This window comes from Kribbella sp. NPDC051770 (assembly GCF_040681455.1).
Lineage (GTDB): Bacteria > Actinomycetota > Actinomycetes > Propionibacteriales > Kribbellaceae > Kribbella.
On record NZ_JBFAYT010000001.1, the window covers coordinates 1,348,509 to 1,360,884 of the forward strand.

The 12,376-nt window shown below is 70.4% G+C and carries 11 protein-coding genes; 3 read left to right on the forward strand and 8 right to left on the reverse strand.

Features of this window, described 5'->3' with window-relative positions; all coding sequences use genetic code 11:
* Window positions 1–4: 4 nt before the first annotated feature.
* On the forward strand, window positions 5–538 hold the full coding sequence (cpt, locus tag AB0M01_RS06455; RefSeq protein ID WP_363666094.1) for a chloramphenicol phosphotransferase CPT: 534 nt from the start codon (window positions 5–7) through the stop codon (window positions 536–538).
* A 4-nt stretch (window positions 539–542) separates the two neighbouring features.
* Here cpt and guaA read toward each other — a convergent pair whose 3' ends face one another.
* The 8 genes from guaA to AB0M01_RS06495 form a co-directional block, all read right to left on the reverse strand.
* The gene (guaA, locus tag AB0M01_RS06460) at window positions 543–2,093 is read right to left on the reverse strand and encodes a glutamine-hydrolyzing GMP synthase (RefSeq protein WP_363666096.1); all 1,551 of its coding nucleotides are present in this window, start codon (window positions 2,091–2,093) and stop codon (window positions 543–545) included.
* Between the two features lie 2 nt (window positions 2,094–2,095).
* Window positions 2,096–2,794 carry a dethiobiotin synthase gene (gene bioD / locus AB0M01_RS06465; protein ID WP_363666097.1) on the reverse strand — a complete coding sequence of 233 codons (699 nt, stop codon included), beginning with the start codon at window positions 2,792–2,794 and terminating at the stop codon, window positions 2,096–2,098.
* Window positions 2,791–3,912 carry an 8-amino-7-oxononanoate synthase gene (locus AB0M01_RS06470; RefSeq protein WP_363666099.1) on the reverse strand — a complete coding sequence of 374 codons (1,122 nt, stop codon included), beginning with the start codon at window positions 3,910–3,912 and terminating at the stop codon, window positions 2,791–2,793. Before AB0M01_RS06470 ends, bioD begins: the two co-directional genes overlap by 4 nt.
* A complete protein-coding gene (bioA, locus tag AB0M01_RS06475; protein ID WP_363666101.1) occupies window positions 3,912–5,213 on the reverse strand; it encodes an adenosylmethionine--8-amino-7-oxononanoate transaminase in 1,302 nt (433 codons plus the stop codon). The genes AB0M01_RS06470 and bioA overlap by 1 nt, the downstream gene beginning before the upstream one ends.
* A complete protein-coding gene (locus AB0M01_RS06480; protein ID WP_363666103.1) occupies window positions 5,206–5,391 on the reverse strand; it encodes a hypothetical protein in 186 nt (61 codons plus the stop codon). The genes bioA and AB0M01_RS06480 overlap by 8 nt, the downstream gene beginning before the upstream one ends.
* The gene (bioB, locus tag AB0M01_RS06485) at window positions 5,388–6,377 is read right to left on the reverse strand and encodes a biotin synthase BioB (RefSeq protein ID WP_363666105.1); all 990 of its coding nucleotides are present in this window, start codon (window positions 6,375–6,377) and stop codon (window positions 5,388–5,390) included. Before bioB ends, AB0M01_RS06480 begins: the two co-directional genes overlap by 4 nt.
* A 443-nt stretch (window positions 6,378–6,820) precedes the next feature.
* Window positions 6,821–8,524: a GMC family oxidoreductase gene (locus tag AB0M01_RS06490; RefSeq protein ID WP_363666107.1), complete on the reverse strand. Its 1,704-nt coding sequence runs from the start codon at window positions 8,522–8,524 to the stop codon at window positions 6,821–6,823.
* Between the two features lie 36 nt (window positions 8,525–8,560).
* A complete protein-coding gene (locus tag AB0M01_RS06495; RefSeq protein ID WP_363666109.1) occupies window positions 8,561–10,153 on the reverse strand; it encodes a succinic semialdehyde dehydrogenase in 1,593 nt (530 codons plus the stop codon).
* A 137-nt stretch (window positions 10,154–10,290) separates the two neighbouring features.
* On the opposite strand from AB0M01_RS06495, the gene AB0M01_RS06500 reads away from it, so the two are divergent.
* Window positions 10,291–11,736 (forward strand): hypothetical protein, encoded by a 1,446-nt coding sequence (locus AB0M01_RS06500; protein ID WP_363666111.1) that lies wholly within the window; start codon window positions 10,291–10,293, stop codon window positions 11,734–11,736.
* Between the two features lie 60 nt (window positions 11,737–11,796).
* A complete protein-coding gene (locus tag AB0M01_RS06505; protein WP_363666113.1) occupies window positions 11,797–12,375 on the forward strand; it encodes a TIGR03086 family metal-binding protein in 579 nt (192 codons plus the stop codon).
* Window position 12,376: the final 1 nt, after the last annotated feature.

Sequence of the window (12,376 nt, forward strand, 5' to 3'; positions counted from 1 at the left end):
CCTGGTGACTCAGGTGATTGTGCTGAACGGCGGGTCGAGCTCGGGCAAGAGCAGGCTGGCTCGGGAGCTGCAGGGAGTGTTGCCGGGGGCCTGGTTGAGCCTCAGCGTCGACGACCTGGTGGACGCGATGCCCCCGGCGCTGGTGAGTGGCGGGGACGGGATCGGGTTCGGGGACGCCGGTGAGGTGTCGGTGGGTGAGCAGTTCCGGACGCTGGAGACGGCCTGGCTGGCGGGGATCGCGGCGATGGCCAGGGCGGGAGCGCGGGTTGTGCTGGACGACGTGTTTCTCGGCGGTGCGGAGTCACAGAGCAGGGTCCGCCAGCAACTGGAGGGCCTCGACGTGCTGTGGGTCGGCGTTCGCTGCGCGCCGGAGGTCGCCGCGGAGCGGGAGAAGGCCCGCGGCGACCGTACGACCGGGATGGCGGAGCTCCAGGCGGAGGTCGTGCACGAAGGCGTGCACTACGACTTGGAGGTCGACACCAGGGTGAGCGCTTCGCTGGAGTGTGCCCGCGCGGTTGCCGCGCGGGTCGACTCCTAGCGGGCTACTCCCACTCGATGGTGCCCGGCGGCTTGCTGGTGATGTCGAGGGTGACGCGGTTGATCTCGTCGACCTCGTTGGTGATCCGGGTGGAGATCTTCTCCAGCAGTTCGTACGGCAGGCGCGACCAGTCGGCGGTCATCGCGTCCTCGCTGGAGACCGGGCGCAGGACCACCGGGTGGCCGTAGGTGCGGCCGTCGCCCTGGACGCCGACCGAGCGGACGTCGGCCAGCAGCACCACCGGGAACTGCCAGATCTCGCGGTCCAGGCCGGCCGCGGTCAGCTCGGTGCGGGCGATCAGGTCGGCGGCGCGGAGGATCTCCAGCCGGTCCTTGGTCACCTCGCCGACGATCCGGATGCCCAGGCCCGGGCCCGGGAACGGGTGCCGGTAGACCATCGTCTCGGGCAGCCCGAGCGCGACGCCGAGCTCGCGGACCTCGTCCTTGAACAGCGTCCGCAGCGGCTCGATCAGCGAGAACTGCAGGTCGTCGGGCAGGCCGCCGACGTTGTGGTGCGACTTGATGTTGGCCGCGCCGGTGCCGCCGCCGGACTCGACCACGTCCGGGTAGAGCGTGCCCTGGACCAGGAACTCGATGTGCCGCTCGGCGTCCAGCTTGCGCGCGGTCGCCTCGAAGGTCCGGATGAACTCGCGGCCGATGATCTTGCGCTTCTGCTCCGGGTCGGTCACCCCGGCCAGCGCGGTCAGGAACTGCTCCTCGGCGTCGACGACCTCGAGCCGCGTCCCGGTGACCGCGACGAAGTCCTTCTCGATCTGGTCGGACTCACCGGCGCGCTGCAGCCCGTGGTCGACGTACACGCAGGTGAGCTGGTCACCGATCGCCCTGCTGACCAGAGCAGCGGCGACCGCGGAGTCCACACCGCCGGACAGCGCGCACAGGACCTGCTTGTCGCCGACCTGCTGGCGGATCAGCTCGACCTGCTCGTCCACGACGTTGCTGGTCGTCCAGTCGCCGGTGCAGCCGGCGATGTCGTACAGGAAATGCTCCAGCACGGCCTGCCCGGCCTGCGAGTGCAGGACCTCCGGGTGCCACTGCACACCGGCCAGCCGGCGGTCCAGGTCCTCGAAGGCGGCGACCGGTGCACCACCGGACGCGGCCAGTACGGCGAAGCCCGCCGGCGGCGCGTGCACGGCGTCACCGTGCGACATCCAGACGTTCAGGTCCTCGGGGATCCCGGCCAGCAGCGTGCCGGCCTCGCTCACCGTGACCGGCGTCCGGCCGAACTCGCGCAGCCCGGTCTTGCGGACGTCGCCGCCGAGTGTCTGCGCCATCGCCTGGAACCCGTAGCAGATCCCGAACGCCGCGACACCGGCGTCGAACAGCGCGGAGTCGACCCGCGGCGCGCCGTCGGCGTACACCGACTGCGGGCCGCCGGACAGGATGATCGCCTTCGGCTCGCGGGCCAGCATCTCCTCGACCGGCATCGAGTGCGGCACGATCTCGGAGTACACCTTCGCCTCGCGCACCCGGCGGGCGATCAGCTGCGCGTACTGCGCACCGAAGTCGACGACGAGAACCAGGTCATGTTCAGTCACGCCTAGAGGGTATCGGTGCTGGTCAGCCGGGCTGTAATCGCGCCGGTGAACCAGTTCGCCGCCTCGGACCTGAACACGTCGCGGTCCAGCTGCCCGGCACCGGCCGGGACCCGGCCCAGCACCGGTACGCCGGTGGTCGCGGGCAGGTCGTCGGCGTTGCACTGCTCGGCCAGGTCGGGCTCGTCCGGCCAGGAGCCGATGACCAGTCCGGCGATCGGGAGCCCGCGGGTCCGCAGCGCCTCGACGGTGAGCCCGGTGTGGTTCAGCGTGCCGAGCCCGGAGCGGCAGACCACGACGAACGCGAACGGCACGGTCAGCAGCGCGGCCAGGTCGGCCAGGTCGTGGCCGTCCTCGTCCAGCCCGACCAGCAGTCCCCCGGCGCCTTCCACCAGGACCAGGTCGCGCTCGGCGGCCAGGTCGTCGACCGCCTTGGCGTGGGTGTCGACCGGCGGCAGCGCGAGCCCCTGCCGCCGCCCGGCTGTCGTAGGAGCCAGCGGGTCGAGCAGGCGGATGCCCTCGTGCAGGTCGGTCAGGCCGGTGAGCCGCTGGACGTCCTGCAGGTCACCGGGCTCGTCAGCGGTCACACCTGTCTGTGCAGGCTTCATCACCGCGACGCTGCCGGAGGCTGCTGCAGCGAGTGCGGCGGTGACGACGGTCTTGCCGACCCCGGTATCGGTCCCGGTGACGATGAGGACGGTCACGAGACCTCCTGGATAGCGGCGGTGATGGTCTGGCAGGCGTGGTCCAGCTCGTTGGCCGACAGCCCGGCGCGGGCGGTCAGCCGCAGGCGGCTGATGCCGTCGGGCACAGACGGCGGCCGGAAGCTCCCAACCCGTACGCCGTTCGCCAGGCACAGCTCAGCGGCCCGGACCGCCTCGCGGGGACCAGCCATCGGCACGGAGACCACGGCACCGGCGGACGGGGTGACACCGCATTCGGCGGCCAGCCGACGGGCTGTGACATGGATGGAGTCCGGTCGCGTCGGCTCGGCGTTGAGGATCTGCAGCGCTGCCAGCGCCGCTGCACAGGCTGCTGGGTTGAGACCCGTGTCGAAGATGAACGGCCGAGCCCGGTTGACCAGGTGCTCGCGCAGAATCGCCGGACCGAGTACGACGCCGCCCTGGCTGGCCAGCGCCTTGGAGAGGGTCGCCGTGACGACTACGTGGTCCAGCCCGGCCAGCCCCGCTGCTGCGACTCCCCCGCGGCCCTGTCCGGTGACGCCGACACCGTGGGCCTCGTCGACGAGCAGCACCGCGCCGTGCTCCAGCGCGACGGCTGCCAGCGCGGCCAGCGGCGCGGCGTCGCCGAGCACGCTGTAAACCGATTCGACCAGCACCAGGGCGCGCGGCTCGTTGCGGTTGGCAAGGGCCTTGCCGACGGCTTCCACGTCGTTGTGCGGAACGATCTGCACGCGGGAGCGCGCGAGCCGGCAGGCGTCGACCAGTGAGGCGTGCACGTGGGCGTCGGAGACCAGGAGCGTGTCCGGCCCGCCCAGTGCGGTGACGACACCGAGGTTGGCCAGGTAGCCGGAGGAGAAGGCCAGGCCGGCTGCATGTCCTGTGTAGGAAGCCAGAGCGGTCTCCAGCTCGGCGTGCAATGAAGTCGTGCCGGTGACGAGTCGAGAGGCAGTAGCTCCAGCACCCCACTCGCGCACAGCAACTGCTGCAGCCTCCACCACTTGGGGATGACGAGCCAGCCCCAGATAGTCGTTGCCGGCCAGGTCAACCAACTGTTCGTCAGAAGGACGAGTACGCAGCCGACGAGTCAGCCCTTGAGCCTCCCGCTCAGCCGCCAGCGGCTCCAGCCACTCGACCAACATCAGTTGCCCTCGGCAATGGCTTCGGTGATCGCCGTCGTGATCGTCGCGATCTCCTCATCCGTGCACACGTACGGCGGCATCGTGTACACGAGATCCCGGAACGGCCTGACCCAAACCCCACGCCGCAGCACAGCCTCCGTCATCCGCGGCAGGTCCACCGGCCCGCCGAGCTGCACAACGCCAACAGCGCCGAGCACCCGCACGTCCTTCACGCCGGGCAACTCGGCAGCAGGCGCCAGACCAGCAGACAGCCCGGCCGAGATGCGCGAAACCTCAGCAGACCAGTCGGACGCCAGCAACAAGTCGATGCTCGCCAGAGCGACAGCACAGGCCAGCGGGTTCGCCATGAACGTCGGACCGTGCATCAGCGCACCACCAGGCCCACCCGACACCGTCCGCGCCACGTCCGTCGTACAGAACGTGGCAGCCATCGACAGGTAGCCGCCGGTCAGCGCCTTGCCGACGCACAGGATGTCCGGCTCGACTCCAGCGTGCTCCGACGCGAAGAGCGTTCCGGTACGCCCGAAACCGGTAGCGATCTCGTCCAGGATCAGCAGGAACCCGTACTCGTCAGCCAGCTCCCGCAACAGCCGCAGGCACGCTGGGCTGTACGGGTACATCCCACCGGCCCCCTGCAGGATCGGCTCGACCACGATCGCCGCCACCTCGTCGCGATGCGCAGCAGCCAGCTCACGCATCGCCTCGGCCCAGGCCAGGTACTCCGGGTCGTCGGCAGCCCGTGAGAATCCAGCCGGAGGCTGCGGCCCGAAGACCTGCTCCTTCAGCGCCCCGGTGAACAGCGAGTGCATCCCGTTGACCGGGTCGCACACGCTCATCGGCGCGAACGTGTCGCCGTGGTACCCGCCGCGCACGGTGAGCATCCGCGTCCGCCCGGAGAAGCCCCGCGCGACCTGGTACTGCAGCGCCAGCTTCAGCGCCACCTCGACCGACACCGACCCGCTGTCGCAGAAGAACACGTGCTGCAACGACTCCGGCGTGATCTCCACCAGCCGCTCCCCCAGCCGGACCGCCGGCTCGTGGGTGAGCCCGCCGAACATCACATGGCTGAACGAGTCGACCTGCTCCTTCAGCGCAGCGTCCAGGACCGGATGGCGGTAGCCGTGGATCATGCACCACCACGACGCCATCGCGTCGATCGCCTCGACCTCACCACCGCGCCCGTCCGCCAGCGTCAGCCGTACGCCGGAAGCGCCGGTGACCAGCCGCGTCGGCGACGGCTCGGTCAGCGAGGCGTACGGGTGCCAGAGCAGCGCCGCGTCCTGCGCGAGCAGGTCAGCCATGGATCTCACCGTGCACCGAGCAGCGGGCCGACCAGCCCATCGGGTGCACCTGGACGACCATCCGCCGCCGGCACTGGTCGCAGTAGCGCGGCGGTTCCATCGCGAGCGCCGTACGGCAGTTGTCGTGGCCGCTGCCGGTCAGCTCCTGGCCGCAGTGGCCGCAGTACCCAAGCGTCATAGCGTCTTCTGGAGCTCCTTCACCGGCATCTTCAGGTCGGCCAGCAGGTCCAGGTCCGCGGTCGCCGGGCGGCCGAGGGTGGTCAGGTAGTTGCCGACGATGACGGCGTTGATGCCGCCGAGCAGGCCCTCGCGGGTGCCCAGGTCGCCGAGGGTCAGCTCGCGGCCACCGGCGTACCGCAGGATCGTCTTCGGCATCGCCAGCCGGAACGCCGCGATGGTCCGCAGCGCGTCCTTGCCGGCCATCACCTCCATGTCGCCGAACGGCGTCCCAGGCCGCGGGTTCAGGAAGTTCAGCGGCACCTCGTGCGGCTCCAGCTCGGCCAGCTGCGCGGCCAGCTCGGCGCGCTGCTCCAGCGTCTCGCCCATCCCGACCAGGCCGCCGCAGCACAGCTCCATGCCGGACTCCTTGACCATCACGCAGGTCTCCCAGCGCTCCTCGAAGGAGTGCGTGGTGACCACGTCGCCGAAGTACGAGCGGGCCGACTCGAGGTTGTGGTTGTAGCGGTGCACGCCCATCGCGCGCAGCTCGTCGACCTGCTCCTGGGTGAGCATGCCGAGCGAGCAGGCGATGTTGATGTCGACCTCGGCGTTGATCGCCTCGATGCCGGCCTTGACCTGCGCCATCAGCCGGGCGTCGGGCCCGCGGACGGCGGCCACGATGCAGAACTCGGTCGCGCCGGTCTTCGCGGTCTCCTTGGCGGCCTCGACCAGCTCGGGGATGTTCAGCCAGACCGAGCGGACCGGAGAGGTGAACTGACCGGACTGGGAGCAGAAGTGGCAGTCCTCGGGGCAGCCGCCGGTCTTCAGGGAGATGATCCCCTCGACCTCGACCTCCTCGCCGCACCACTTCACCCGGACGTCGTGCGCCAGCGCCAGCAGGTCGGCCAACTGGTCGTCCGGCGACCGCAGCACCTCCTCCAGCTGCTCCTGGTTCAGACCGACACCACGGCCAAGGACCTGCTCACGGGCGACGTCGAGGATCATGCGGTCACAGTAGGCCAGCCTTGCCGGTCCGCACTGCGAGGGGCGTCACCCCGGCCGAAAAGAAAGTCCGGAAGTTTTTCCGAAACCTCGTAACCCCCTGTAGACGGGCTCGTTGATGTGTGCAGAGGCGGTCGCCGCAAGGAAGACCGCCACTCCGAATCCCAGAGTATTACGAACAGCACGCAGAGTGATCACATTCACTCGCTGCAGCTCGAAAGGCTGGGAAGAGGATGTAGAGTGAGGTTACGAGCTCGGGTCGCCAGCTGTGGTTGGTGACCCGATCCCAAAGCGCCGGGCGCCTCACCCCGGCTTGAGTGGGTCCCTCGGGAAACGATTTGGGCGGAAACGTTCCCGAGGGACCTGCTCCCTTTCTGGCACTAAACACAAACCCTCAAGCTCCGGAAAATCACCGGAACTGAGGGTTTTTCGCTATTTCCAGCCAGTTACGGTTTCGTCACAGGCTGATTGATCTCGACAATCGGCAGCCGCAACGCACCAGGCGCATCGGCCGGCACCACCGGGTGCTCCGGCACCACCGCGGTCACTCGCTGGTACGGCGTACCGGCCGCCGGCCGCGGATCCGGCTGACCCTTGTTCGGCCAGAAGGCCAGCGCCCGCTCCGCCTGGGCGGTGATCGTCAGCGACGGGTTGACGCCCAGGTTCGCCGAGATCGTCGACCCGTCCACGATGTGCAGCCCGTCGTAGCCGTAGACCCGGTGGTAGGCGTCGACCACCCCGGTCTCGGCCGAGTCGCCGATCGCGCAGCCGCCGATGAAGTGCGCCGTCATCGGCACGTTGAACGGCTCCCCGATCGTCCCGCCCGGCGTCCCGCGCATGATCGTCGCCATCCGCCGGACCACCTGGTTCGCGACCGGGATCCAGGACGGGTTCGGCGCGCCGTGGCCCTGCTTCGAGGTCAGCCGCCAGCGGCCGAACCGGTCCCGCTTGCCGAACGTCGTGATCGAGTTGTCCGCGGTCTGCATCACCAGCGCGATCACCGTCCGCTCCGACCAGTGCTTCAGGTCGTACAGCCGCCGGATGTTCTTCCGCTGGATCCCCAGCTCGCGCAGCCAGGTCCGCCAGCGCGGCCGGTCCCCGTCGCCGTCGGTCAGCACGGTCTGCAGCAGCGACATCGCGTTGCTGCCCTTGCCGTAGCGGACCGGCTCGATGTGGGTGATCTCGTCGGGGTGGAACGACGACGTGATCGCCACCCCGCGGCTGTAGTCGACGTCGCGGTCCTTCGCGATCGCGCCGAGCAGGGACTCGGAGTTCGTCCGGGTCAGTACGCCGAGCCGGCGCGACACCTTCGGCAGCTTGCCCTCGTCGCGCAGCCGGTGCAGCAGCTTCGCCGTCCCGAGCGCGGAGGCCGCGAAGACCACCTGCTCGGCGGTGAACCTGCGGGTGAGCTTGCGGTTCGACGTACGGCGGGTCTCGACCGCGTAGCCGCCGCCGGGCAGCGGCTCGACCGACGTCACCGTGGTCATCGGGAAGACCTCCGCGCCGGCCTTCTCGGCCAGGTAGAGGTAGTTCTTGGTCAGCGTGTTCTTCGCGTTGTGCCGGCACCCGGTCATGCACTCGCCACAGTCGATGCAGCCGGTCCGCCGCGGGCCCGCGCCGCCGAAGAACGGGTCGTCGACCTCGACCCCGGGCTCGCCGAAGAACACCCCGACCGGCGTCGGGTGGAAGGTGTCGCCCACGCCGAGGTCGTCGGCGACCTGCTTCATCACCTCGTCGGCCGGCGTGAAGTGCGGGTACGTCGTGACGCCGAGCATCCGCTTGGCCTGGTCGTAGTACGGCGCCAGCTCGGCCTTCCAGTCGGTGATGTGCGCCCACTGGCGGTCGGCGTAGAAGGCCGGCAACGGCTCGTACAGGGTGTTGGCGTAGACCAGGCTGCCGCCGCCGACGCCCGCGCCGGACAGGATGATCACGTCCCGCAGCGCGCTGATCCGCTGGATCCCGTACCAGCCGAGCTTGGGCGCGAACAGGAACCGGTTCTTGTCCCAGGAGTTCTTCGCGAACCCGGCGTCGTCGAACCGCGCGCCCGCCTCCAGGACCGCGACCTTGTAGCCCTTCTCGGTCAGCCGCAGCGCGCTCACGCTGCCGCCGAAGCCCGAGCCGATGATCAGCACGTCGTGGTCGAAGCTCATGCCGTCCTCCTTCGTGCAGCCTGGCCGGTGGGCACCCTACGCGCGTCCCAGTTTCTTCAGCACCCGCATGGCCGTGACCAGCACCTCGGCGTACGTCTCGTCGCTGATGCCGTGCGACGCCGCGATCGGCAGCACCCGCTGGGTGGCGATCGCCTGCGGGTCGACGTACCGGCGGATGCCCTCGACGCCCTGGCGGCGGCCGAGGCCGGAGGACCGCATCCCGCCCATCGGGGTGTCGATCGAGCCGAAGGTCGCGGCGTAGCCCTCGTTGACGTTGACCGTGCCGGCGACGAGCTGGGCCGCGATCGCGCGGCCGCGGCGGCCGTCGCGGGTCCAGACGCTGGCGTTCAGGCCGTACTCGCCCTCGTTGGCGCGCTCGATCGCCTCGGACTCGTCGGAGAACCGGTAGAGCGAGACGACCGGGCCGAAGGTCTCGTTGTCGAAGCACTCCATCTCCGGCGTCACGCCGGACAGCACGGTCGGCTCGTAGAACAGCGGGCCGAGATCCGGACGGGCCTTGCCACCGGCCAGGACGACGGCGCCCTTCTCGCGCGCGTCGTCGACGTGCCGGCTGACCGTCTCCAGCTGCGCCTTCGAGATCAGCGAACCCATGTCGACGTCCCAGCCGGTGCCGGCCGAGAGCCGCAGCTTCTTCACCCGGTCCAGGAACGCGGTCACGAACGCGTCGTAGATCTGGTCGGCGACGTACAGGCGTTCCATCGAGACGCAGAGCTGGCCGCCGCTGTTGAAGCAGGCCCGGATCGCGCCCTCGGCCGCGCGGTGCACGTCGGCGTCGCGCAGCACGAGCATCGGGTTCTTGCCGCCGAGCTCGAGGCTGGCGCCGATCAGTCGCTCCCCGGCCTGCTGCGCGACCAGACGGCCGGTCCTGGTCGAGCCGGTGAAGCAGATGTAGTCGACGTTCTGGATGATCGCGCCGCCGACGGTCGGGCCGTCACCGTTCACGACCTGCCAGGCGTCCCGCGGCAGACCGGCCTCGTGGAGCAGCTCGACGGCTCGCAGCGCGGTCAGCGGGGTCTGGCTGTCCGGCTTGAGCACGACGGCGTTCCCGGCCAGGATCGCGGGCAGACCGTCGGAGATCGCCATCGTCAGCGGGTAGTTCCAGGGCGAGATGATCCCGACGACGCCCTTCGGCACGAACCGCTGCTCGGCGCGGGTCAGCACCGGGAACATGCCGAGCTTGCGCTGCGGCCCGAGCAGCTCGGCCGCCTTGCGCGCGTAGTACCGGGCGGTCAGCGCGACGTGGCCGACCTCCTCGAAGGCCTGCTTGCGAGCCTTGCCGGACTCCAGGATGACCAGGTCGACCAGCTCGTGGCGGTGGTCGAGCACGAGGTCGTGGTACCGGAGCAGGATCGCGGCCCGGTCGGCCAGCGACGTGCCCTTCCAGCTGCGCTGCGTCCGGCGCGCGGCCCGGACCGCGGCGACCACGTCGTCGGCGCTGGACAGCGGCAGCTCGGCGACCGGCTGCCCGGTCGCCGGCGCGTACGACGTACGGGTGCCTGCCGTGGCCCGGAGCAGACCGCTCAGCCGCCGGACGGCCGACTGGTCGGTGGCCCAGGACGCGGTCGGGTCCAGCTCGGGGTCCGCGGGGATCGAGGTCTGCTCGCTCATTGACCCAGGCTACCTGTGGGTAATCAGATGTGTCAGTACCGCGCCATGGCACTGGACTCGCGAGGCCGAGGTGAGGTGGATCACTGCGGTTGGCACTAAGGTGATCCGTTGAGTCAGCGAAGGGGTGGAAGCACACGATGGTGGACAGCGGGGGGCTTTGGACGCCTCCTGAGGACGAGCTCGGTGAGGCGCTGCAGACCGCCCAGGTGCTGATCGAGGAGGGCCGCGCCGACGAGGCCGGGCCCTACCAGCAGCGGGTGATCGAGCTGGCCCGGGAGCGGGCCAGTGACCGGCCGGACCACTACGAGGCCAAGCACCTGATGGCGGCCACGCAGTACGAGCTGGCCGGCTCGCTGAACGCGTCGGGGCGGCACGAGGAGGCGCTGGCCGCGCTCCACGAGGCCCAGCTGGGCTACACCGAGCTGAGCGACGCCGGTGTGCTGGACGCGACCTCGTTCCTGGCCGACGTCCGGGCCCGGCGGGCGATGACGCAGGCGCACCGCGGGTGGGGCGCTACCGCCGTACTGGAGATGGACGGCGCGGTGATCGCGTACGGACAGCTCGTCGGCGGGCCCGACAGCCTGCACCACCAGCCCGACTTCGCCCGGGTGCTGGCGATGAACGCACTGATCCTGCGCCGGTACGGCGACCCGGACCTGGCGGTGGCCTCCGCCGACGCGGCCGTGCAGCTGTTCCTGCAGCTAGCCGGGCAGATCAACGAGAGCGCCCAATCGCTGTCCTACGCGCGGTATCTGTGCTCCGCAACGGCGGTGTCGGCCGACATCCACGCTGCCGAGAGCCGGCTCGACCTGGCCCTCGAGGCGGACGAGATCGGACTCAGTACGGCGGACACGCTCGCCGACTCGGAGTCCGCGACCGACCTGCGAACGCTGGTCGCGGCGCTGGCTCGCAAGGGCCGGCACCTCAACCAGGTCGGCCGGGTCCTGGAAGGCGAGAACTGCCTGCGGACCGCGTTCGCCACGGACGAGGAGGCGGCGCAGCGCGTCGTCGACGAGCTGGACCGCGGCATCCCGCCGTCGCTGCGGACCGCGCTGGAGACGGCCGAGATCAAGCTCGGGCCGTTCGAGCAGTACTACCGGCTGCTGGCTCTGGGCGAACCGGCGCCGGGGATGACGCTCGCGACCGTCAGCGGCCGGACCGATCCGGAGTCGGCCTGCGTCCGGGCGACCGAGCTGGCCGAGCTGGTCCGCCCGCTGCTCGCGCACGACGCGGAGACCGCGCTGACGCTCGGGCTCGAGGCGCACTACCTGTTCGCGATCTCGTCGGAGCGCGAGTCGCACCGGATGCGTTACGAGGTCAGCACCTACGCGCCGATCTGGGCGCGGCTGCTGCTCGACATCTCCGAGGCGTACCACGCGGCCGGCCAGACCGAGATGGCGCTCGACCTCGCGGGGTGGAGCGCCGAGGTCGCGACCGCGCTGATCCCGTTCACCACCAGCGACACCGAGGTCGCCGACCTGGCCGGTTCCTGCTACCGCCACCACGGCGATCTGCTGGCGGCCAAGGGCGACTTCCTGGCGTCGCAGCACGCGCACGAGGCCGCGGCTCAGCTGCAGACCTGACCCGAATCGATTGACCGGTCGGCGTAGCGGGCGCACTCTGGCGCTGAGGGGGCGAGCGCCATGGATGTTGTCGAGATGCATCAGCGGGCCGGGGCGGAGTTCGTTCGGCAGGTGGGAGCGGTTGGCGCCGAGCAGTGGGGTGCGCCGACGCCGTGCTCGGAGTGGGACGTGCGGGCGCTGGTGAACCACGTCGTCGGCGAGGAACGGTGGGCGGTGCCGTTGCTCGCGGGCCGGTCGATCGCGGACGTCGGGGACACGCTGGACGGGGATCTGCTCGGCGAGGATCCGGCGGCTGCTGCGGCGGAGGCCGCTTCGGCGGCGGTTGGAGCGACGGCGGACGCGGTTCCGGTCGTGCAGCTCTCGTACGGCGAGGAGGACACCGGCGAGTACCTGCGGCAGCTCTCGGCGGATCTGCTGGTGCACGGGTGGGATCTCGCGGTGGCGATCGGTGCGACGCCGCGGATGGATCCGGAGGTCGTCAGCGAGGTCGCCGGGTGGTTCGAGCAGCGGGAGGCGGCGTACCGGGACGGCGGGGCGATCGCGGAGCGGGTGCCGAGCGGGCCGGATCCGGTGGCTCGGCTGCTCGGGGCGTTCGGGCGGGACGCGACCTGGACGGCGAAGAACGCGCAGCCGTCCTGAG

Bases quoted from the DNA above. Each gene is read 5' to 3' on its own strand.
- bioB (WP_363666105.1), bottom strand. From the start codon at position 6,377: ATGATCCTCGACGTCGCCCGTGAGCAGGTCCTTGGCCGTGGTGTCGGT.
- AB0M01_RS06500 (WP_363666111.1), top strand. From the start codon at position 10,291: ATGGTGGACAGCGGGGGGCTTTGGACGCCTCCTGAGGACGAGCTCGGT.
- AB0M01_RS06470 (WP_363666099.1), bottom strand. From the start codon at position 3,912: ATGTTGGTCGAGTGGCTGGAGCCGCTGGCGGCTGAGCGGGAGGCTCAA.
- AB0M01_RS06505 (WP_363666113.1), top strand. From the start codon at position 11,797: ATGGATGTTGTCGAGATGCATCAGCGGGCCGGGGCGGAGTTCGTTCGG.
- AB0M01_RS06490 (WP_363666107.1), bottom strand. From the start codon at position 8,524: ATGAGCTTCGACCACGACGTGCTGATCATCGGCTCGGGCTTCGGCGGC.
- AB0M01_RS06480 (WP_363666103.1), bottom strand. From the start codon at position 5,391: ATGACGCTTGGGTACTGCGGCCACTGCGGCCAGGAGCTGACCGGCAGC.
- bioA (WP_363666101.1), bottom strand. From the start codon at position 5,213: ATGGCTGACCTGCTCGCGCAGGACGCGGCGCTGCTCTGGCACCCGTAC.
- AB0M01_RS06495 (WP_363666109.1), bottom strand. From the start codon at position 10,153: ATGAGCGAGCAGACCTCGATCCCCGCGGACCCCGAGCTGGACCCGACC.